Raw genomic sequence first — 21,935 nt, forward strand, 5'->3', positions numbered from 1 at the left:
CCCGCACGCCGTTCGGTGTGCCCGTGCCTTTCGCCAACCAGGTAGAACCCAAGCCAGTGAGTCGTGGCGTCTGTATGCATCGCGCGCGATTGATCGCTGTTTGGCAACGGGTCGTGGAGAAAACCATGAAATACAAGTTGTTGTCAGGCGTGCTTCTTGCGGTAGCGGCCAGCGTTGTGGTGCCGAATGTCTTGGCGGCGCAACCGCAGGCGTTGGCTTCGGATGGGGCTGATCATGTTGGCGCCGGCGCAGTGGCTGCCGATGGCGCCGATCGTGTCGGTGCCGGCGCGGTGGCTGCCGATGGCGCTGATCGTGTCGGTGCCGGCGCGGTGGCTGCCGATGGCGCTGATCGTGTCGGCGCTGGCGCAGTGGCTGCCGATGGCGCTGATCGTGTCGGTGCCGGCGCGGTGGCTGCCGATGGCGCTGATCGTGTCGGCGCTGGCGCAGTGGCTGCCGATGGCGCTGATCGTGTCGGCGCAGGTGCAGTCGCTGCCGATGGTGCTGATCGCGTCGGCGCGGGCGCGGTGGCTGCCGATGGTGCTGATCGTGTCGGCGCCGGCGCAGTGGCTGCCGATGGCGCCGATCGTGTCGGCGCAGGCGCAGTGGCTGCCGATGGCGCTGATCGTGTCGGTGCCGGAGCATTGGCAGCGGATGGGGCCGACCGCACCGGCGTCAACCGAGTGGCCTACTCCCGGGTCGGAGTCGGTTCTGATCGCGTGGCATCGGCGCTGATGACCGGCAGCTATTCCGACCAGTTCAACAGCCCACAATAATCGCCGCGAAATAACGGGCGAGCTCCTGAGCCGCCCGTTTACATTGGCCTTTACAGCATCTGTTCAACCGCTGCGCCTTGTCGATCACGCAGGGCGCGCAACGTCGCGCGTAACTCGGCCGGGCGCACAGGTTTCGACAGAATCGCAATCTGCCGGTCATGCAAGGCAGCCTGAATCTTCTCGACGTCATGCCCGGTGATGATCATCGCCGGCACTGCCCAACCGCGCCGCCTGCGCACTTCGTCAATGCATTCGATGCCAGTGGCGTGAGTGCCCAGGTCATAGTCGGCGACGATGATGTCGCAGTCGGTGACCAGGCCTTCAGCCGACCACTCGGCCTGCACCACGCAGCCCCAGCGTTCGAGCAACGCCGAAGTCGCGAGCAACACGTTGCGGTCATCCTCGACCAGACACACCTTCAGCCCGGTCAACAAACCCACCTGCCGCGCTTCACTGCGAACCACCGGTGACTGCGGCGCGGCCACGATCGGCAACCCCGCAAGCGTCACAGCGGTGCCGCGTCCCAACCGTGAACGCAGAGCAACGTGCACATCGATCAGTTCACCAAGACGCTTGATGATCGACAGGCCCAGCCCGACGCCCTCGACATCTTTGTCGCGCACTTGCCGCACGCGATAAAACTCCTCGAAAACCTTGTGCAAATGCTCTTCGGCAATGCCGTTGCCACGGTCATGGATGACGATGGCCAACCCTGCCCCGCGTTTACGCACGCCAATCAGCACCGGCCGCTGCGCGCCGTATTTGAAGCAGTTGGAGAGCACGTTCTGCACCATGGTCGCGAGCAGCGCCGGGTCGGTTCTGACCCAGTAGTTGCACGGTCGCAGGCGCAGCTCGACCCCCGCCCAACGGGCCGCTTCCTGATGTTGGCAGACGATGTCCGCAAGCCATTCACCAAGATTCAGCGTTTGCATTTTCGCTTCGACCCGACCGTTATCGAGGGTGTAGAGGTCGAGAATCGAGCGGAACAATTGCGAGACGTTGAGCAGTGAGCGGTCGATGTTATCGACCAGCCGCCGCTCGTCATCGCCCAGGCGCGACTCTCGCAGACACGCGGTAAACAGACCGATGGAATGAATCGGCTGACGCAAGTCATGACTGGCCTGCGCCAGAAACCGCGACTTTTCCAGATTAGCCGCCAGCGCTTCTTCCGACGCCTTGCGTGTACGCTCCAACAGCAAGTGCGCATAAAACGGAATCACCGTGCTGGTGATCAGCAGCATCAACACCATGAACGGCTGCGCCTGCCAATACGGCGTCAGGCGATAGACCACCAGCAGCGCCACCAAAGCAAGGCCGGTGGCGATTGCCAGATAGCGCGAGCCGTAGCGCATGCCGTTGCCGAGATTGACCCAGACCATCACCGCATACAACGGCAGCGCCGCTTCGCCGCCGATCACCAGTCCAAAACAGGTGCCGGTGTAATCGTGGACCATGGCAAAAATCCGCCGCGCCGGATAATGCCCGGGCCAACGCGCAATGGCTTGGCGGAACGCGATCGAAGCCAGCAGAAACAAGACAATGTAAGTGATGACCGGAAGATAGGTATCGAAGCGATGGCCCGGCAGAAACCCCAGCACGACCATGTAAACCACCGCAATGGCAGCGATGATGATGCGCAGATTGGCTTGGTCGAGTTCGGTGTTTTTCTCGAACTTCATGGGAAACGTCCTTGTGCAGCGATTGCAGTTTCGGAAGCAGCCTACAGGCAACCTTCGCGTCCAGTGCTAAGGTGCAGGCCTTGAATCACGCCTGACCCAGGGAGGGTCGCATCATGACGTGCCGGATCATCATAGCCGACGATCACCCACTGTTTCGCGAGGCAATGCTGCGCACCGTGCAGCGCTTGCTGCCCGAAGCGAATATCTGTGAGGCCGGCGACTTCGACGCCGTGCTTGAGCTGCTGCCACAGGACAACGAGCCGGACACGCTGATGCTCGATCTGCGTTTTCCCGGGCTGACCTGCATCACTCAACTCGCCGACTTGCGCCGACAGTTGCCGCGCACCACGTTGATCGTGGTGTCGATGGTTGACGATCAGGCGCTGATCAGTGAAGTCATGGCGGCGGGCATTGACGGTTTTATCGGCAAAAACATTGCGCCGGATGAAATCGGCCAGGCGATTCTGGCCATTCGTGAAGGCGAGGTGTTGGTGAAGTCGGCGCCGTCCGGCCTCTTGCCGCTGGAAACCGCAACGACGCTGACGCCGCGTCAGCAGGACGTGCTGCGGTTGATTGCGCAAGGCAAGACCAATAAGGAAATCGCCCGTGAACTGGATATTTCGCCGTTCACGGTGAGGATCCATGTGTCTTCGTTGTTGCGCACGCTGGACGTGCCGACGCGGGCGGCAGCGGCGGTCAAGTATTCGGGGCTGTGAACCCTTTTACGGATCAACCTGCGCCATCAGATCCGGCACCGACTCTGGTCGTTTCGCATAGCGCTGGGCCAATACCGCGCAGACCATCAGCTGAATCTGGTGGAACAGCATCAGCGGTAGAATCAGCACGCCGATGGTGCTGCCAGCAAACAGTACCTGCGCCATCGGCACGCCGGTGGCCAGGCTCTTTTTCGAACCGCAGAACAGAATGGTGATGCGGTCTTCCTGATTGAAGCCGAACGCTTTGCTCAACAGAATTGATGCCACCAGAACCAACGTCAGCAGGATGCAGCAGACCACCACCAGGCCGAGCAACTCGAACAACGGAATCTGCTGCCAGATGCCTTCGTTGACCGCCTCGCTGAATGCGCCGTAGACCACCAGCAGAATCGAGCCCTGATCGACGAATTTCAGCCAGTTCTTGTTGCGCCCTACCCACGCGCCGATCCAGCGTCGGGCGATCTGCCCGGCAATGAATGGCAGGAGCAATTGCACACTGATTTTGACGATGGCATCGAGAGTCGAGCCGCCGTCGCCGTGGACGTTGAGCAGCAGCGTCACCAGCAGCGGTGTAAGGAAAATCCCGAACAGACTGGACGCCGCCGCACTGCAGATCGCCGCCGGAATATTGCCTCGCGCCAGCGAAGTGAACGCGATGGCCGACTGCACCGTGGCGGGCAACGCGCAGAGGTAGAGCATGCCCATGTACAGCTGATCACCGATCAGCGGTGACAACAGTGGTTTGAGCGCCAGACCGAGAATCGGGAAGAGCACGAAGGTCAGCCCGAACACCAGCAGATGCAGACGCCAGTGGCCGGCGCCGGCGATGATCGATTCGCGCGACAGCTTGGCGCCGTGCAGGAAAAACAGCAGGGCGATGGCGATGTTGGTCAGCCAGCCAAAGCCGACGGCGACTTGACCGCTGGCGGGAAGGAAGCTGGCCAGCAAGACGACGCCGATCAAGGTCAGCGTGAAGTTATCGGGCAGAAAACGTGGGCGCGTCATGAGATTCATCCGGGGGTTGCCAGTGCGTGCCGACGACTCTAACGTGACTGGCAATTACCGACTAACGCCGAAGAGCCGCAAGATGCCGCCTAAAGGACATAGCAAAAGCGTGCGCCGCAGTGTTCCCGGGTTGCCCAGCCTGCCGCGCCCCGTGTACGGACGCACCGAATCGCTGCCCAATCGCGCCCTCACCCGCCGCCACAGTCATCCGTGGGTGCAGTTGTCCTACGCGATTCAAGGCGTGCTCGAAGTGCAGACCAGCGCCGGCCGATTCGTCGCGCCGCCGGAGCGTGCGGTGTGGATTCCGGCCGGCGTGCCGCACCGGGTGTTCAGCGCACCGCATACGGAAATGCGCAGCCTGTACATCGACAGCAGCGTCACCGGCTGGGCGGCTGAGCATTGCCATGTGCTCGGCGTCAGCGATTTGCTCAGGGAGTTGATTCGCGCCTTCAGTCAGGTGCCAGTGGAATACGACGAAAGCGGCCCTGACGGACGCTTGGCCGAGGTGATCCTAGATCAATTGGCCGACGCGCCGACCATCGACTTGATGCTGCCGCTGCCGCAAGACCCGCGCCTGAAGCAGATCTATCAGAGCCTGGAGCAACACCCGGAGCAGCAGACCACGCTGAGCCACTGGAGCGAAAAATTCGGTGTCACCGAAAAGACTCTGACGCGGCTGTTTTTGCGCGACACCGGCCTGACCTTCCGCGCCTGGCGCCAGCGCTTGCGCTTGCTCGGCGCCCTGACCCCGCTGGAAAAAGGCGAGCGTGTGACCGACGTTGCGCTGGCTTGTGGATACGACTCGACATCGGCGTTTATCGCAGCGTTTCGTCAGCAGTTTGGCGAGACGCCGGGGGAGTTTTTCCGCTGAGGCATGTGCCAATGGCCTGTTTGTATACGAGGGAACTCATCGCCCGACACTTCGCTACCATATTCATCAAAATTTTGCGCCTGTCAGGTCTGTCAGTAGTTAGCACACAAACCGAAGCGTAAATTGAATCTCCCAACCGGCGGAAAAGCCGGTTTGCCAAAAAAACGGAACGCATTTTTATCAGGAGATTCGATCATGACCGACCTGACCAAGAACAAAAAACTTGGACTCGACAGCGAAGACAAGCCACAGGATCTGCCGCACAAGATCGCCGCAGGCGAGCGCTTCGACGTAACGTTCCCAGAAAATTTTCCGCCCCTTAAAAAGTTTGAAACAACGCATACCTGGTACGCCTCCTTCACAGAAGACTCGCGCAGCATCATTGGGCGCCATCAAACCTCGCAGAACTTCTACCAGTTGACATTACTTACTCCACGGGAGCTTAAAAGCGGCACGTATAAACTCGAGGATTATGGCCCCGGCAAGCATTCAGTTGTTTTTATGGTCTACGGAGTTAGCGTCAAGGGAGGTAATGCTACTTACGATGTAGACGACAGCCGGAAATCAGTTAAAGCAACTCTCGAGTTCGAGATCGTTTATGAATCAACCCCCTACACGGTCACTGCAGATATATTCCTGCTGGCAACGGGAGAGCTTTGATCCATATATCCCCTCGATATCAACCTGAATTCTGTGATGCGGTATCGCTGGAAGTTGGATTCGCCAATCAGCGGTACTTTCGATGCAGGAATGCTCCAATGAAATGCCAAAGTGCCCCGAGGTAGGACACTTCGTTTTTCTCGAACCAACCCTCAGAAATAAACGATTTTTCTTTGCCACAAATGCGTCGCTAGCATGGCCCCCGTCTGATTCAATTCAAACCAAAGACAGGGGAGCGTGCCATGCCTGCCACGAACATCAATATCGGCGAACCCTGGATGTGGGGTGCCTTCATCATCTTCGTTCTGGCCATGCTGGCCCTGGACTTGTTTGTCTTCGGCGGGCGCAAGGCGCACCGGGTTTCGGTGCGGGAAGCGTCGGCCTGGGTGGTTGCCTGGTGCCTGTTGGCGCTGAGTTTTGCCGGGTTGCTCTGGTGGTATCTGCATGGCGAATTCGGCAGTGAAATGGCCCGACAGAAAACCCTGGAATTTCTCACCGGCTATCTGATCGAGCAGTCGCTGTCGATCGACAACATGTTCATCTTCGTGATGATCTTCAGCTACTTCGCCGTGCCACCGGAATTGCAACGACGAGTGCTGCTGTACGGCGTGCTCGGCGCGATTGTGATGCGCGCGATCATGATTTTTGCCGGGGTGTGGCTGGTGTCGCAGTTCGAATGGCTGCTGTATGCCTTCGGTGTGTTCCTGATCATCACCGGGATCAAGATGCTGATCTTCGCTGATCATCAACCGGATCTGGAAAAGAATCCGCTATTGCGCTGGGTTCGCGGGCATATGCGCATCACCAGCGGATTTCACGGCGAGAAGTTTTTCATCCTGCAGAACGGCGTGCGCTGGGCAACACCGATGTTCCTCGTGCTGGTGCTGATCGAGGCCAGCGACCTGATGTTCGCGGTCGACAGCATTCCAGCGATCTTCGCCGTCACCACCGACCCGTTCATTGTTTTCACTTCGAACATCTTCGCGATCATGGGTCTGCGCGCGCTGTACTTCCTGCTGGCGGACATGGCTGATCGCTTTCACCTGCTCAAATACGGGCTGGCGATCGTGCTGGTGTTCATCGGCGGCAAGATGGTGCTGATGCCGTGGTTCCACATGCCGGTGGAATGGTCGCTGGCAATCGTCGGGACGGTGATTCTCGGGTCGGTGCTGTTGAGCCTGGTGGCCAGCCGCAAGGCAGAACGCCGCACCGAATGACACAACCCACCCCCACCTGTGGGAGCGAGCCTGCTCGCGAATACGCCGGATCATTCAACATAGGAGTTGAATGACACACCGCTTTCGCGAGCAGGCTCGCTCCCACATTTGAAGTGCGGTGCTCTTATTTATCGGACTTGATACTCGTCCACACCCGCGTGCGCACCCGCTCCATTTTCTGCGGCAACGGTTGCACCACATACAGGGTTTTCAGCGCTTCGCTGGTCGGGGTCAGGTTGGGGTTGTCGGTGATGTCCTTGTTGACCAGCGGCATCGAGTCCTTGTTGGCATTCGGGTAACCGAGGAAATCACTGATCGGTGCGATCACTTTCGGGTCGAGCAAGTGGTTGAGGAATTCGTGGGCCTCGGCGACGTTCTTCGCGCTCTTCGGAATGGCGAACGTGTCGAACCAGATCGGCGCGCCCTCCTTCGGCAAACGCCAGTCGACCACCACGCCATTGCCCGCCTCTTTGGCGCGATTGCCGAATTGGTAGAAGCTGCCGGAATAACCGATCGCCACGCAGATGTCGCCGTTGGCGATGTCGGTCATGTACTTGGCCGAGTTGAAGTAGGTCACGTACGGGCGAATCTTCATCATCAAGGCCTTGGCCTTTTCATAGTCCGCCGGGTTCTGGCTGTTCGGATCGAGGCCGAGGTAATGCAGGGCCAGCGGCAGGATCTCCGACGGCGAATCGAGCATCGCCACGCCACAGGCCTTGAGCTTTTCCATGTTCTCGGGCTTGAACACCAGATCCCAACTGTCCACCGGCGCGTTGTCGCCCAGGGCGGCCTTGACCTTCGCCGGGTTGAAGCCGATCAGCACGGTGCCGTACATGTATGGCACGCCGTACTGGTTGCCGGGGTCGTTGGCGTCGAGCAATTTGAGCAGGGCCGGATCCTGGTGCTGCCAGTTCGGCAGTTTCGACTTGTCGAGTTTCTGGAACACGCCGGCCTTGATCTGGGTTTCGATGAACTGATTGGACGGCACCACCAGGTCGTAACCGGAGTTGCCGGTGAGCAGTTTCGCTTCCAGGGATTCGTTGGTGTCGAAGGTGTCCCAGGTCACTTTGATCTTGCTTTGCTCGGCGAAGTCCTTGGGCACTGACGGCAGGATGTAATCCGCCCAGTTGTACACCCGCAGTTCGCGCTGCTCGGCCTGGACGGCGCTGGCCAGCAGCGTCAAGCCACACACGGTGGCGCCCAGAATGCGTTTGATCGTGACCATGGTTGTTTCCCCGAATGCGACGTGAGATCGATGGTTTTTATGTTCTGTACACGGCAGTGGCTGTAACGATAGCCAAGGGCAAAAAAGGTCGAGCCTGTTGTTATGGTTTCGATTCTTGCTGACAGCGTAGCGCGATGACAGTAGGCGGCAGGCCAAAAGGGGATCGATATGGCCAATTTGCTTGACCGCCGAGATACGCACACAAAAATGCCCGGCACTGGGCCGGGCATTGCTGTGTTGCCGTTGGGATCAGTCGGTATAGCCGAGCCTGGCCGCCCTGCTCTGCTGCGCCTGACCACGGGTTGCGAGGCAGTAATACAGCGGCACCGTTACCACCAGACCGACCAGCCAGGACAGGTCGGCACCTTCCACCAGATTGGCGTACGGCCCCACGTACAGCGAGGTGTTGGCAAACGGCAGCTGCACGATGATGCCGATGAAATAGGCAATGATCGCGTGCAGGTTGAAGCGCCCGTAAATCCCGCCGTCAGCGCGGAAGATCGAGGCGATGTCGTAGTTACCGCGCTTGATCAGATAGAAATCGATCAGGTTGATCGACGCCCACGGCACCAGCACCAGCAACAACGCGAGAATCAGTCCGATGAATTCGGAAATGAAATCCGCCGAGGCACCGAGGGCGACCACGCAGCATCCGGCCAGGATCACGCTCGAGAGCACCACGCGCACCTTGATGCTCGGCGTCCACTGGCTGGCGAAGGTCTGAATCGAGGTGATGATCGACAACACCGCGCCATACAGATTCAGCGCGTTGTGGCTGATGATGTTGAGCAGAAACAGCACCATCAGAATCGGCCCCAGCCAGCCGGTGGACTGCTTGACCGCTGCCATCGCTTCAGTGCCTTCCGGCGTCGCCAGTACCGCCACCGCGCCAAAACTGAACGACAGAATCGTGCCCAGCGTCGCGCCCAAGTAAGTCGCCCAAAACGGTTTGGCGATACCGATGTCTGCTGGCAGATATCGCGAATAGTCGGAGACGTACGGCGAGAAGCTGATCTGCCAGATGATCCCCAGCGACACCGTCGCCAGCCAGCCGGAGAGATTGAAACTGCCGCGCGTCAGGAAGTCTGCCGGCAAGTCATGGGCGAAAATGTAGATGAATCCGGCGAGCAACGCGCCGCCCATCACCCAGGTGCCGATGCGGTTGAGGGTGTGGATGAAGTTGTAGCCGATCACACCGATCGCCGTGGCGGCCAGCGCGCCGATCAGAATGCTCAGCGGCGCCGGTACTGACGGCGCAATGCCGACAATGGATTTACCGGCCAGCACGATGTTGGAAATGAAGAAACCGATGTAGATGAGCGCCGCGAAGAACACGATCAGCAGTGCGCCATAACGGCCGAACTGACCGCGACTCTGGACCATTTGCGGAATGCCCATGCGCGGGCCTTGGGCCGAGGCCAGCGCAATCACCACGCCGCCGATCATGTGCCCCAGCGCAATCGCCAGCAGCCCCCAGAACAGATTCAGATGGAACACCTGAACCACCATGGCGCCGGTGACGATGGGCAGTGGCGCGATGTTGGTGCTGAACCAAAGAGTGAACAGATCGCGGGCCTTCCCGTGGCGTTCCGCGAGTGGGACGTAATCGACCGTATGATTCTCGATCAACGGATCTTGCCGGGACATCTGGGACATATGCATGAACTCGAGTTTGTCTGTTTTTATCTTTGTATGAAGCCAAACCGGGAGGACTCTTGGGTCGCCCCTCAGATGCAGACCATATTATGGTATTCCAAACTTTGCACAAGCCTGATCCGCTGATTCTGTCGCTCTCTGATCCGCTATCCTCGCTGATCCCACCCCTGACCGGCTAGCTGAAAGCCCCGTAAACACTGACTTTCCGACGAAAGTGGCACGTTTATCGGTTCACCAGAAAAGCTCTTGCAAGTTATGTATTACGGTATACCATCAGACCTACAAACCATAAAAACCGCGTCACACCACCCGAGGACCACCCAATGATCGATGCTGCCATTTACAAACAAGTCATGGGCTCGTTCCCGTCCGGCGTCACCGTCATCACCACGCTGGACGACGACGGCCAGATCGTCGGCCTGACCGCCAGCGCGTTCAGCTCACTGTCGATGGACCCGGCGCTGGTGCTGTTCTGCCCCAACTACAGCTCCGACTCCTATCCCGTGCTGATCAAGAACAAACGCTTTGCGATTCACCTGTTGTCCAGCGTGCAGCAAAGCGAGGCCTATGCCTTCGCGCGCAAAGGCAAGGACAAGGCGCAGGGCATCGAGTGGACGTTGAGCGAACTGGGCAACCCGATCCTCGCCAATGCCACGGCGGTGATCGAGTGCGAGTTGTGGCGTGAATACGAAGGTGGCGACCACGCGATCATGGTCGGCGCGGTGAAGAACCTGATCGTCCCCGAGCAGGTCGCCGGACCGCTGGTGTATTGCCATGGCAAGATGGGTGCGTTGCCGGTTGTGGCGTGATTTCACCAGATCTCGGATATCCCATGTGGGAGCGAGCCTGCTCGCGAATGCGATGGGTCAGTTGTTACATTTTTGACTGACCCGACACCTTCGCGAGCAGGCTCGCTCCCACAGGTTTTGGTGTTGCCTGGGCGACCGTGTCAGGTCCTAAACCGGCTCACCAACTGATTCAACGTCTGCGACAACGCCGTCAGGTTCTGCGCATCCTGGCGAGTTGAATCCGCCAGGCTCGCCACCAACTGCGCATCGCCATGAATCTGGCTGATGTGCCGATTGATGTCCTCTGCCACTTGATGCTGTTCCTCCGCCGCCGTGGCGATCTGCGTGTTCATGTCGCGGATCACGTCGACCGATTCACGGATCAATTCAAAACTCGCTCGCGCCTCGTTGATCGACACCACGGTTTCCTGCGAGACCTCAAGGCTGGCGTGCATCTGCTTGCCCATCTGATGGGTGCGCCGCGCCAGATTGCCGAGCAATGCGTCAATCTCACCGGTGGAGTCGGAAGTGCGTTTGGCCAGCGCGCGAACTTCATCAGCGACCACGGCAAAGCCCCTGCCCTGTTCACCGGCGCGCGCGGCTTCGATGGCGGCGTTGAGCGCGAGCAGATTGGTCTGCTCGGCAATCGAACGGATCGTGCCGAGGATTGACTGAATGTCGTTGCTGTCCTGTTCCAGTTGCTGCATCGACTCGGCACTGTGGCCGATCTCCTGGCTCAAGCGCCCGACGTTGCTCACCGCCGCATCGATCTGCTGCTGCCCGGTGTGAGCCTGACGCTGACCGTTGTCTGCCGAGTCGGCCGCCTGACTGCACGAGCGCGCAACCTCGTTGGAAGTGGCGACCATTTCGTGAAACGCCGTAGAAACCATGTCCACCGCCTCACGCTGACGCGAAGCCACGTCGGCCATTTCCGCCGAGACCTCGGTGGCGCTGCCGGAGCTGCTGTGAATCTGCCCCGCTGCTTGGCCGATGCGCTGAATCAACGTACGAATCGCTTCGAGAAACTGGTTGAACCAGCCCGCCAGTTGCGCGGTTTCGTCCTGCCCACGGACTTCCAGTCGCGCAGTCAGATCGCCCTCGCCTTGCGCGATGCCTTCGAGACCACTGGCGACACCACGAATCGGCTTGACCATCAGTCCGGCAAACCACGCACCGACCATCGCAAACAGCAACGCGCAAACCACAGCGATAGCGCCGATCAGCCAAGTCAAACGCGTCGCCCCGGCCATCACTTCACTGGCTTTCACCAACCCGACAAACCGCCAGCCCAACGCCTGCGACGGCCAGACCAGCGCCATGTAATCCTCCCCGGCCAGTTGCACCTCGACCAGGCCTTTGCCCGCCTCGGCCAGTTGCTGATAACCGTCGCCGAGATCGCTGAGTTTCTTGAAGTTGTGCGCCGGGTCGCTTGGGTCGACCAGCACGGTGTTGTTGGCTTCCATCAACATCAGATAACCGCTCTCGCCGAGGCGGATCTGCTTGACCAGGTCGGTCAATTGCTTGAGCGACACATCGATGTTGACCACGCCGGCATTGCTGCCCAACTGGTTGTTGAAGCTGCGCACGGTGCTCACCAGCACCACGTCATCCGCCGCCCAGTAATAGGCCTCGGAGCGAAGGGTTTTGCCGGGATTGGCCATCGCGGTTTTGTACCAGGGCCGGGTGCGCGGATCGTAGTTCGCCAACTTCGCATCGCCCGGCCAGAACAGATAACCACCCTGCTCGGTGCCGACAGATAGATAGGTGTAAGCCGGGTGCGCCTTGGCCAGACCGTCGAACAGCTTGAACAGCTGTTGATCCTGCGGCCCCAGCGGCACTTGCGCGGCGTCGCTGCTCAGGTAGCGTTTGAGGCTGGTGTCGATGCTCTGCAGTTGCGGATGCTCGGCCAGGTAAGCAACGTTCTGGCTGATGCCCTCGAAAAACAGCTGCATCGCGTTTTCCACCTGACGCACTTCGCGCCCGGTGCTGTCGGTAAAGGTGTCGCGCGCGCCATCGCGGACATTGAGGATGATCAGCGCTGCCACCAGTAACACCGGCAGGCTGGCGATTACCGCAAACGCCAAAGTCAGTTTTTGTTTTATGTTCATTGCTTGCGCCTTCCTTGTTCGAAGTGTCGGTCAGAAATATTTTGCGGATATTCCGTATTATGGTATACCAATATTCAATCAACCGAACAGCCGTCCTCGAAGGCGTGCTTGAATGGTGAGAAGACTCGCGAGCGCAACGCGTTCACGTCAGTTCGACAGGCCCGCACACGACCGGCCAATTACAAAAGACTCGAGGTAGCGTCATGAAATTTTCCCTGTTCGTACACATGGAACGCTGGGACGAAAGCGTCAGCCACCGCCAACTGTTCGAAGACCTGACCGAACTGACCCTGATGGCCGAGGCTGGCGGTTTCAGCACTGTATGGATCGGCGAACACCACGCCATGGAATACACCATCTCCCCAAGCCCGATGCCGCTGCTGGCCTACCTCGCAGCGAAAACCACGACCATCCACCTCGGCGCCGGCACCATCATCGCGCCGTTCTGGCACCCGCTACGCGTCGCCGGCGAATGCGCCCTGCTCGACGTGATCAGCAACGGCCGCATGGAAGTCGGTCTAGCGCGCGGCGCCTATCAAGTTGAATTCGACCGCATGGCCAGCGGCATGCCCGCCTCCAGCGGCGGCCAGGCCCTGCGCGAAATGGTCCCGGTGGTCCGCGCCCTGTGGCAAGGCGACTACGCCCACGACGGCGATATCTGGAAATTCCCCACCTCCACCAGCGTGCCGAAACCGATCCAGAAGCCCAACCCACCCATGTGGATCGCCGCCCGCGACCCCGACTCGCACAACTTCGCCGTCGCCAACGGCTGCAACGTCATGGTCACGCCATTGATGAAAGGCGACGAAGAAGTCCTCGACCTGAAGAACAAATTCCAGACTGCACTGGACAACAACCCAGACGTACCGCGCCCACAATTGATGGTGCTGCGCCACACCCACGTGCACACCGCTGATGACCCGGACGGCTGGCAAGTTGGCGCCAAAGCCATCTCACGTTTCTACCGCACGTTCGATGCCTGGTTCGGCAACAAGCAAACCCCGGTCAATGGCTTCCTCGCGCCGAGTCCGGAAGAGAAGTTTGCCGGACGTCCGGAGTTTGAACTGGAGAGCCTGCACAAGACCGCGATGATCGGCACGCCGGAAGAGATCATTCCGCGGATCAAGTACTACCAGGAACTGGGGGTGGATGAGTTTAGTTTCTGGTGTGATAACAGCTTGCCGCATGAAGAGAAGAAGAAATCGCTGGAGTTGTTTATCAAGCATGTGGTGCCGGCGTTTCGCTGATTACTCGGCGGACGGTCTCTGACCCACTAAAAGGCCCCGGACTTGTCCGGGGCTTTAGTTTTTAGAGATCACGGGAATGCGCTGGCCCGGCTGGGTGACATCGTAAACACGCTGCTCGCAACCCCGCCCAACAAACTGAAACTCCACCAGGTAGACCTTGCTTCGCTCCGGCGTAAAGGTACTGCTCAGCGGCCCGCAGCTATAAGTGTTGCCGGTGCCCATGCCGTTGGAACGCCCCGACACTTCGAAGGGTTCGTCGGCATTGGCTTGCGCTTCCAACTGAGGGAAGTGCTTGAACGTGGCGCTATTGGCCGCTTCGTTAAGCTTGGCGATCCAGCCGAATACCTTACCCCGCTCGGAATCGACCACAGTACCCATCACTTCCATTCGCCGATCAGGATCTGTAGCACGGCGAACCGAGCACTCGACAGGATATGTGTAGCCTGTCGATTTCATGATGACTTTGGCGTGTTGTGCATCTGGCGTTGCCGTTCTTTGCTGAAGTTGGACACCATCCTTCAATAGACTGGGGGAAGAGTCTCTGACGTTGGAATGGCAGCCTGCCATCAGGACAATAAAAAGCAGCAAAAGTCCGGCTTTAATCAACTCTTTCTTACCTTTTCAAAGAGTAGCGGCCAGATTCTTCGAGTTCAACAAACCTGCATCGCTACAACTACCACAAAACATCTACAACTCTTCAATACTTTCAATTACGCCAACCACTGCCCCCCGAGGCAGCAACGCCTCATGGACAAGGTTGCCAAAGTCCTTACTCCAGACCAGTCTGTCTGCATGCGCTGTTTTTTGAAAAAAAATAAACAGACCGGCGTCTCCCAAAAAGGTGCACGTTATATCTTGCACGCCTTCTAAAATGGCGGACTCTCCTTTGAAGAAATAACGATGCGCGGAAGCAAATAATTCTTTTGCAGAAATCGCCGAATCGCCCTCCTCTACATTTTCGAACTCCATTTTTGCGTAGAAGTTCACGGCAGTTTTAAGCTCGACTACATCCACCACATCAAGGAGCCTTTCCCCACAAACAAACAACGAAAACAAGCCATTTGCCCAGAAACAACTTGAATCATTCCAATCCCTCACGACATCAAACTGAATTGAGAATATAAAAGGATCACCGTAAATCACTTCAATCTTACTCCTAGCGTTTTTTGCACCGCCGCCGGTATATAACTAGCCGACAATTGGTTGCCGGCGTCACCCGTACTACCGTTCCAGTGAAACCCACCATTCGTCCCTTCAAATCGGTGGACGTTGCCATTTTGAAAACGGGGGACAGACCACGTTTTACTCCTCCATGTCGCATAGGGTATGGTCCTTGTTCTGCGCGGCCAGCAGGTTCAGGTCATTGCCGGTGTAGACGTCGTTGCCTGCGCAGATCTTACCCGCGATCAAAGTGATGTCACGGCCCGAGCTGGGTTTTACGTCGCCGCCAGCGATTAATTCAAAAGCTTTTTAAACGGTGTGGTTGTACTGCTCATGGAGGCGTTTCTTGCCGTCCTCGCTATGGGTTTCGACGTTGTGCTTATCACCGGCCGAGGACATGTTGATGTCGCGCTTGGCCTCGGCGGTAAGGTTGCCGGTAGCTTCGGCGATGGCGACGACGCTGATGTCGCGACCGGCATCGAGCTTCAGGTCACCATCGCGTTATACGCTCGACGCGAATTGAAAGGTGATCTGTCCCCGTTTATCTCCAGGACAATGTTGCCTATGGAAATCATCTGGGTCTGTCGCAGGGTTTCGTCGGTGTTGCCCCAGACCTTTGGCCGAGACCCACGCGGCGTTGTTATTGGTTTTGGTGTGACTCTCGTCATGCAGATCCTCCACCCCTTCGAAGGTGATGGCGCCGCCGCTATCGAGGACGAAGCCCTTGTCGCTGTCGAGTTTGGCCACCGGTAATGCTGGTCGCCCTAGCTGATCAGCGACAGGTTGCCACCGGTCTCGATTTCGCTGCCGACCATTCCCGAAAGAAGCCACACACCGCACTTCTAGATACGCTGAGCTTTCGACTGCCGAACCTGCCAACTCTTTAGTCAGAGGTAGATTCCAGCTCTTTCAAGCTCGCAGAAAAAAAACCTCATACCTTCTCGTATATTATCTGTGTCCTTTCTTAGAACCACGTTACTTTGCGAAGAGGCATTTAGAACAAAAGTATAAATATCGGACTTCCTTTCACCGTCGATTTTAAATATAAAGAATCCTTCGCATTTTTTTGCTACCAGCTCCATAATCTGAATGAAATCATCCAGATGCACACTATTCATATCTAAAAACCCAAAACGAGCAGCATATTTATCAGAAGGATCACAAGACATCAATCCAGACCTCTCAATGCGTTAGAAATATCTTTAACATCTGTTAATTTCCCTGTAGCAACCTTATCTACGACATTCCATATCACCTGCTTTGGCGGACCATCGACACCGTTTCTTATAATTAGCCGCTCCACAACCTCAACAGCCGTTCGTTTATTCCCATTATCAAACAGATGCCCCCCCTGCGATATCTCTTATAATTGAACCAGCCTTATTAAAGAATCCATCATAATTGCTGGCGTTTGCAATAGCCGTATCCACGCTTCGAAACGATATTGAACCATCAAATTTTGAATTGATGGCGTTTATTTCACCCGCGCTTAGTCCAAATTTGAAACCACCAAGTCCTGCTCCCGATGGAATGCTAGGTGACGAGAGTAGGCCTGGTGTCGAACCTAAGCCGGGAAGAGCTACGTCGTCTACGGCTCCGATATCCGCCGCACCTTTTGCACCAACCAGAACCTCCTCGGTTTTGCCAACCAATTTGCTCCCAGCCCCGATCCCTCCAGTCAGAATCGTCCCAGCGATTTCCGCATGATCACCCAGCATCGTTTTATGGTGAGAGTTCAGCTCGTCCGTGTGGTTCGAGTCTTGGAAGTCCTGAACAATCGCTCGCTCTTCAGCACTTAACCCGCCATTTGCATCGTAGTTTTCAAGCGCCAGGGTCCCTCCTTCAGCGGCGTTCGTCTGACCATTACACTGATCGAAACCCTCGCACTTGAACAGTTCGGATCCACTGGTTTTCGCGCTCAGTTTCGCATAGGTATCCTTCACTTTCTCTCGACAGGCTGCTGGATTTTCGCTAGCTCTACAGCCCTTCAACTCTGTGACGAGATCGTCTACTTGCTGATGATTCAGGAAGTTGTACTGTGTCGCGTTGTTGGCAACCCAAGAAGCGTTTTCCAATGACTCTTGATCAGTATTGCCCAGCGCAGTTGCGGAGAGCACCCCCACTATCTGCGACCCCATGAGCAACAACTCGGGATTGCCCTTGAACCATTTGTTCATCTCACCAACAAGCGCTTCATTCGCACCAGCCGCCAACGCGCCTGTCGCAAAATCCCCACCGGTCATCTCCGACAACAGCCCACCCACCGCCGCATGAATGATGATTTTGCCCGCTGAGCCATCATCCAGAACGCCCTGCGTGAGATCGCCCACCATGTTGAAGCTGAACGCTGCGACGGTATTGAACAGAGCCGTCTTCAGAACGTCACCGGCACTTGCATCGCCGCCGACTGCCTTGGTGATCAGCGCGGAAGTGCCACCCTGGATGATTTGGCTTCCAGCAAATCTGCCGACGCCCTCCCACGTGGCTAACGACGGGCCGAGCAGCTTTCCGGTATTCGGATCGTATTTCATACCCGTCAGCTGGTTCAGGTATTCGGCCATCAATCCGGCTGTCACTCCGGAAATCACATAGCCCTTCAGTGCATCGGATGAAGTAACGTCCGCGAAAACCGCTCCAAGGTTTCCGCCGTTATTGATAAAACTGGTCGTGGCATTTGTGGCTGCACCTGTTGCCACAGCGGCGAGGCCTGCGGCCCAGGCTGTGCCCATGCTCGCGCTTAGCGAAGCGAAGCGAAGCGAACGCAGCAGGCCCGACAAAGGCAGCCATAACGATCGCAATAATCATCTGCGAAGCCGGGCCAAGCCCCGAGTTGCTGTATTTAAACGACTCGTGAATCTCCTTCACGCGCCGCCAATCAACATCTCCCCGAGCCTCCGCATCCTTCAACCACGCCAACTGCGGATCAGCCTTGACCATCGCATCAATGGTCTGGCTGACGGACTCCTGACTCACATCCTTGATATCAATCTTCAGCCCATCGACCGCTTTCAGGACGATGTTGCCCTTGGCGATCATCTGCGTCTGGCGCAGGGTTTCGTCGCTGTTGCCGCGACCCTTGGCCGAGACCCATGCGGCGTTGTTGTTGGTTTTGGTATGGCTCTCGTCATGCAGATCCTTCACCCCTTCGAAGGTGATGGCGCCGCCGCTGTCGAGGAGGATGTCCTTGCCGCTGTCGAGTTTGGCCACCTGGTAATGCTGGTCGCCCAGGCTGACCAGAGACAGGTTGCCGCCGGTCTTGATTTCGCTGCCGACGTGGGTGACCTGGGTGACTTCGTCGCGCTGGAGTTTCAGGTTGCCGAAACCGCCCTTCTCCTTCATGTCGTAGAGCGTATGGTCCTTGTTCTGCGCGGCCAGCAAATTGAGGTCGTTACGGGCGTAGACGTAGGCTTCATTGCCTGCGCTGATTTTGCTCGCGACCAGTGTGGTGTCACGGCCGGAACTGGTTTTTACGTCGCCGCCGGCGATGAACTCAGCTGCTTTCTGAACAGTGTGGTCATCCTGTTCATGGACGCGTTTCTTGCCGTCCTTGCTATGGGTTTCGACGTTGTATTCATCTCCGGCCGAGGACAAATAGATGTTGCGACGGCATCGAGCTGCAGGTCACCGCCGCTTTTACGCTCGACGCGAATTTGAAGGTGGCCTGTCCCCGTTTGTCTCTCGAAAGGTGGTCTGTCCCCATTTATCCGGTCCCCATTTATCCGCTTTTCTTTCAATCGTCGGGAATCTCGATATGAAACGAATCTGCATCAATTTTCAAAGACATCCATCCTGGCCCAGGCAAAACGTTTATTTCACCCTCAAGAAAATACTCACTTGCCGACTTATCGACTTTAGGCCCACTAATAAACTCCTCGACAAACTCATTACCTGAGGAACTCTTTCGATCGAGAGAATATTCATAGATAACTTTTCTCAACACACTCACACCCGAAAAGACCAGCCAGCAGTCACCCACATATTCATGCATTGCGTGCAAACCTTCACTCTTGCTCTCGTATCTGACCCATTCACCACCCTCGCTTCGAGCGTGTAACAAACCATTTACAAGACTCCATTCAACATACTCCACATCTCTAGCGGGATCGTAAATGTAATGAACAGGAAAAATACTTTCGCCCTTAGGACACTCATCTTCATCACACTGTACGATCCGAGCGCCATCCGCCGCTGTTACCAACTTCGTCTTTTTCAAGGCTAGGCCTCTTTCGACATAAAGGCGAACTACTCCATTTTCGAGCTCAAAGCCTCCATATACGCAGTCAAATGTGACGAGGGAATCAAACATCGCTGAAACTATCATTTTATTTTCTCTAGAACGATGGTTTTCATACTATGGAGATCAGTAATCTTACTACCGTCTGTGCGTAGGAACGTGTGCCCCGAGAATCGAGCATCTAGACCTCCATCCTGGATAACCCTGACGCCAACCGACTCAAGATCGGCTGCACTTGGTAGTTTTCCATACGGATTTGCCGAGTTAGTGTTTATGAATATTTTCCCACCGGGCTCAACCACCCGTGTCGCCTCAGGCAAAAAGTCCATCATGGAGAAAGTGCCCCCTGCACCTTTAGGTATGAATGGGTTACTGGCCACGATTTCTCGCACGGAGTTATCTCTGAGAGGTAAGTTCCTGGCGTCGGCACGGACGCCTGATTCGATACTGCCACTAATATCAATATTAAGCGCACCTGGAGTTTGAGCGCTCTTACCTCCAAATAGCTCAATAGTTGGTTTAGGTTGATCAATTGGAGCAACCCATTTGCCACCGACCCACTCGACAGCTTTCCCACCAATGTGAGCAGTCAAGAGTCCGGTAACAGCGTCAAAAGCCATACCACCCAATTCCTGGGCGGAGGCAGTCGCTACTTTATCAAATTCTTTTTCCAGCGTATGCGACGGGATCGGACTGGTAATCCAATCCTTAAACCCCAGAGCTAGCCCGCCAATACCGTTTGCGATTGCACCAATCGTGTCAAAAGGTGATGAGACGGCATTCCAGAAGGATTCCGCTGTTTTGACTGCTCCACCTGGCCATGCAGCAACTATTTCACGAACGCTAGTACCCCCTTCTCTGGCCAGAAATCCCGGATCCAGCGAAGGAGGGTAAACAGTCGTAAGCTCTTTTGGGTCAATGCCTGCAAAATAATTGGCCTTGGCGGCATTGTATTGCTCAAGCGTCCATCCTTCTTGTAGTGCTTGTAGCTGAATCTTGCGCCCGAACTCCTCCATATCACGTTGTCTTTCGGCATCCAATGCCGCTGTTGCCCGGGTGATATTGTCCCGGCACCCTTGAGCGCCCTCTCCCGAACCACAAGCTGCTCGAGCTCTGTCCGCCGCGACAACGTCTCTATGTAACAGCCAGTTGTACTGAGTGGCATTCTTCGCAATATTTGCACCCTGCTGCAGATCACCATCCACCGCTGCGGCAGCAACGAGCCCGGTTAGCTGCGACATCATCAAGTGCAACTGATCATTGCCACCAGCGAACTTCACAAGGACATTCATCGCCGCTTCGTTCAACCCGGCAGCCGCCGCACCAGTAGCAAAATCCCCACCCATCGCCTCGGAAAGCAAGCCCCCCATCAGCGCATGCGCGACAACTTTTACTACGCCACCTTCCGGGAACTTGATCGTTTGATCGCCAACAAAATTGAACCCGGTCGCCATCGCGACACTGCCCGCTTCTCCCAGCAACGCGGAACCAAAGTTGTCACCAAAGCTACCGCCACCAATGGTGGTAGAGATGCCACTGGAAATGACCGCGCGACCCGCAGTTCGGATCGCTACGTCGGTAAAATTACTGCTGGTCAGAATACTTGCGGCTTTGCTGCCCCCCGCTGCAAACCAATTGGCATCGGCATAATCAAGCATGCCTGCGGTGAAGCCAGCGATAGCTGCGTTCTTGAGACTGTCGGCGCTGAATGTTTCCTTGAAAGCAGCGCCGAGGTTCCCTTTGTTGCTGATCGTGCTTGTCACGCCCGTCGTAGCGAGGGTTGTGGCGAATGCGCCGCCGAAGCCACCGCCGACCAAGCCCAGTCCTGCCGGCCCCATCACAAAAGACATCATGATGGCGATGGCAATTTGCGCCGCTGGCCCGACGCCCGAATTCTCGTATTTAAACGACTCGTGAATCTCCTTCACGCGCCGCCAATCAACATCTCCCCGAGCCTCCGCATCCTTCAACCACGCCAGTTGCGGATCAGCCTTGACCATCGCATCAATGGTCTGGCTGACGGACTCCTGACTCACATCCTTGATATCAATCTTCAGCCCATCGACCGCTTTCAGGACGATGTTGCCCTTGGCAATCATCTGCGTCTGGCGCAGGGTTTCGTCGGTGTTGCCGCGACCCTTGGCCGAGACCCATGCGGCGTTGTTGTTGGTTTTGGTATGGCTCTCGTCATGCAGATCCTTCACCCCTTCGAAGGTGATGGCGCCGCCGCTGTCGAGGAGGATGTCCTTGCCGCTGTCGAGTTTGGCCACCTGGTAATGCTGGTCGCCCAGGCTGACCAGAGACAGGTTGCCGCCGGTCTTGATTTCGCTGCCGACGTGGGTGACCTGGGTGACTTCGTCGCGCTGGAGTTTCAGGTTGCCGAAACCGCCCTTCTCCTTCATGTCGTAGAGCGTGTGGTCCTTGTTCTGCGCGGCCAGCAGATTGAGGTCGTTACCGGCGTAGACGTAGGCTTCATTGCCTGCGCTGATTTTGCTCGCGACCAGTGTGGTGTCACGGCCGGAACTGGTTTTTACGTCGCCGCCGGCGATGAACTCAGCTGCTTTCTGAACAGTGTGGTCATCCTGTTCATGGACA

Annotated in this window: 19 protein-coding genes and 1 pseudogene; 8 read left to right on the forward strand and 12 right to left on the reverse strand. The window is 57.0% G+C overall.

Annotation, left to right across the window (positions count from 1 at the left end):
• The first annotated feature begins 125 nt into the window (after positions 1–125).
• Positions 126–773: a hypothetical protein gene (locus tag CKW30_RS27270; RefSeq protein ID WP_177434189.1), complete on the forward strand. Its 648-nt coding sequence runs from the start codon at positions 126–128 to the stop codon at positions 771–773.
• 50 nt (positions 774–823) lie between these two features.
• On the opposite strand, the gene CKW30_RS05495 is transcribed toward CKW30_RS27270, so the two are convergent.
• Complete coding sequence (locus CKW30_RS05495) at positions 824–2,452, reverse strand: HAMP domain-containing sensor histidine kinase (protein ID WP_095180211.1); 1,629 nt, start codon at positions 2,450–2,452, stop codon at positions 824–826.
• Positions 2,453–2,565: 113 nt separating this feature from the next.
• On the opposite strand from CKW30_RS05495, the gene CKW30_RS05500 reads away from it, so the two are divergent.
• Entirely contained in the window at positions 2,566–3,168 is a 603-nt protein-coding gene (locus CKW30_RS05500; RefSeq protein ID WP_095180212.1) for a response regulator transcription factor, read from the forward strand.
• A gap of 6 nt (positions 3,169–3,174) precedes the next feature.
• Here the strand turns inward: CKW30_RS05500 and CKW30_RS05505 are convergent, their stop codons facing one another.
• A complete protein-coding gene (locus tag CKW30_RS05505) occupies positions 3,175–4,173 on the reverse strand; it encodes a bile acid:sodium symporter family protein (protein WP_041480047.1) in 999 nt (332 codons plus the stop codon).
• Between the two features lie 82 nt (positions 4,174–4,255).
• Here CKW30_RS05505 and CKW30_RS05510 point away from each other — a divergent pair, with 82 nt between their 5' ends.
• The 3 genes from CKW30_RS05510 to CKW30_RS05520 all read left to right on the forward strand — a co-directional run bounded on the left by CKW30_RS05510 (position 4,256) and on the right by CKW30_RS05520 (position 6,921).
• Positions 4,256–5,044 carry a helix-turn-helix domain-containing protein gene (locus CKW30_RS05510; protein ID WP_073471141.1) on the forward strand — a complete coding sequence of 263 codons (789 nt, stop codon included), beginning with the start codon at positions 4,256–4,258 and terminating at the stop codon, positions 5,042–5,044.
• A 195-nt stretch (positions 5,045–5,239) separates the two neighbouring features.
• Positions 5,240–5,704, forward strand: a complete 465-nt coding sequence (locus CKW30_RS05515; protein ID WP_095180213.1) for a hypothetical protein — start codon at positions 5,240–5,242, stop codon at positions 5,702–5,704.
• 242 nt (positions 5,705–5,946) lie between these two features.
• Positions 5,947–6,921, forward strand: a complete 975-nt coding sequence (locus CKW30_RS05520) for a TerC family protein (RefSeq protein WP_095180214.1) — start codon at positions 5,947–5,949, stop codon at positions 6,919–6,921.
• A 124-nt stretch (positions 6,922–7,045) separates the two neighbouring features.
• Here CKW30_RS05520 and CKW30_RS05525 read toward each other — a convergent pair whose 3' ends face one another.
• Complete coding sequence (locus CKW30_RS05525) at positions 7,046–8,146, reverse strand: polyamine ABC transporter substrate-binding protein (protein ID WP_016775035.1); 1,101 nt, start codon at positions 8,144–8,146, stop codon at positions 7,046–7,048.
• Between the two features lie 249 nt (positions 8,147–8,395).
• Complete coding sequence (locus CKW30_RS05530; protein WP_016775036.1) at positions 8,396–9,802, reverse strand: cytosine permease; 1,407 nt, start codon at positions 9,800–9,802, stop codon at positions 8,396–8,398.
• 323 nt (positions 9,803–10,125) lie between these two features.
• On the opposite strand from CKW30_RS05530, the gene CKW30_RS05535 reads away from it, so the two are divergent.
• Positions 10,126–10,611 carry a flavin reductase family protein gene (locus CKW30_RS05535; RefSeq protein WP_016775037.1) on the forward strand — a complete coding sequence of 162 codons (486 nt, stop codon included), beginning with the start codon at positions 10,126–10,128 and terminating at the stop codon, positions 10,609–10,611.
• Between the two features lie 140 nt (positions 10,612–10,751).
• Here CKW30_RS05535 and CKW30_RS27810 read toward each other — a convergent pair whose 3' ends face one another.
• Together CKW30_RS27810 and CKW30_RS27815 are read right to left on the reverse strand one after the other, a co-directional pair.
• Complete coding sequence (locus CKW30_RS27810; RefSeq protein ID WP_370593578.1) at positions 10,752–11,519, reverse strand: methyl-accepting chemotaxis protein; 768 nt, start codon at positions 11,517–11,519, stop codon at positions 10,752–10,754.
• A 138-nt stretch (positions 11,520–11,657) separates the two neighbouring features.
• Positions 11,658–12,698: pseudogene (locus CKW30_RS27815) on the reverse strand (cache domain-containing protein); the annotation flags it as partial.
• A gap of 203 nt (positions 12,699–12,901) precedes the next feature.
• On the opposite strand from CKW30_RS27815, the gene CKW30_RS05545 reads away from it, so the two are divergent.
• A complete protein-coding gene (locus tag CKW30_RS05545; protein ID WP_095180216.1) occupies positions 12,902–13,945 on the forward strand; it encodes an LLM class flavin-dependent oxidoreductase in 1,044 nt (347 codons plus the stop codon).
• Positions 13,946–13,999: 54 nt separating this feature from the next.
• On the opposite strand, the gene CKW30_RS05550 is transcribed toward CKW30_RS05545, so the two are convergent.
• Together CKW30_RS05550 and CKW30_RS05555 are read right to left on the reverse strand one after the other, a co-directional pair.
• Positions 14,000–14,512, reverse strand: a complete 513-nt coding sequence (locus CKW30_RS05550; protein ID WP_371857529.1) for a hypothetical protein — start codon at positions 14,510–14,512, stop codon at positions 14,000–14,002.
• A gap of 120 nt (positions 14,513–14,632) precedes the next feature.
• Positions 14,633–15,088 carry an Imm42 family immunity protein gene (locus CKW30_RS05555; protein WP_159894627.1) on the reverse strand — a complete coding sequence of 152 codons (456 nt, stop codon included), beginning with the start codon at positions 15,086–15,088 and terminating at the stop codon, positions 14,633–14,635.
• A gap of 351 nt (positions 15,089–15,439) precedes the next feature.
• Here CKW30_RS05555 and CKW30_RS05560 point away from each other — a divergent pair, with 351 nt between their 5' ends.
• Positions 15,440–15,859 carry a hypothetical protein gene (locus tag CKW30_RS05560; RefSeq protein ID WP_095180219.1) on the forward strand — a complete coding sequence of 140 codons (420 nt, stop codon included), beginning with the start codon at positions 15,440–15,442 and terminating at the stop codon, positions 15,857–15,859.
• 581 nt (positions 15,860–16,440) lie between these two features.
• Here CKW30_RS05560 and CKW30_RS27455 read toward each other — a convergent pair.
• From CKW30_RS27455 to CKW30_RS05580, 4 genes are all read right to left on the reverse strand, one after another.
• Entirely contained in the window at positions 16,441–17,835 is a 1,395-nt protein-coding gene (locus CKW30_RS27455; protein ID WP_256584164.1) for a DUF637 domain-containing protein, read from the reverse strand.
• Positions 17,756–18,697 (reverse strand): hemagglutinin repeat-containing protein, encoded by a 942-nt coding sequence (locus CKW30_RS27460; RefSeq protein ID WP_256584165.1) that lies wholly within the window; start codon positions 18,695–18,697, stop codon positions 17,756–17,758. Before CKW30_RS27460 ends, CKW30_RS27455 begins: the two co-directional genes overlap by 80 nt.
• A 139-nt stretch (positions 18,698–18,836) precedes the next feature.
• On the reverse strand, positions 18,837–19,319 hold the full coding sequence (locus CKW30_RS05575; RefSeq protein ID WP_237143779.1) for a hypothetical protein: 483 nt from the start codon (positions 19,317–19,319) through the stop codon (positions 18,837–18,839).
• A gap of 104 nt (positions 19,320–19,423) precedes the next feature.
• On the reverse strand, positions 19,424–21,935 hold a 2,512-nt coding region (locus CKW30_RS05580), incomplete at its 5' end, for a DUF637 domain-containing protein (RefSeq protein WP_177434190.1).

Source organism: Pseudomonas sp. Irchel 3F6 (genome assembly GCF_900187595.1).
GTDB lineage: Bacteria > Pseudomonadota > Gammaproteobacteria > Pseudomonadales > Pseudomonadaceae > Aquipseudomonas > Aquipseudomonas siliginis.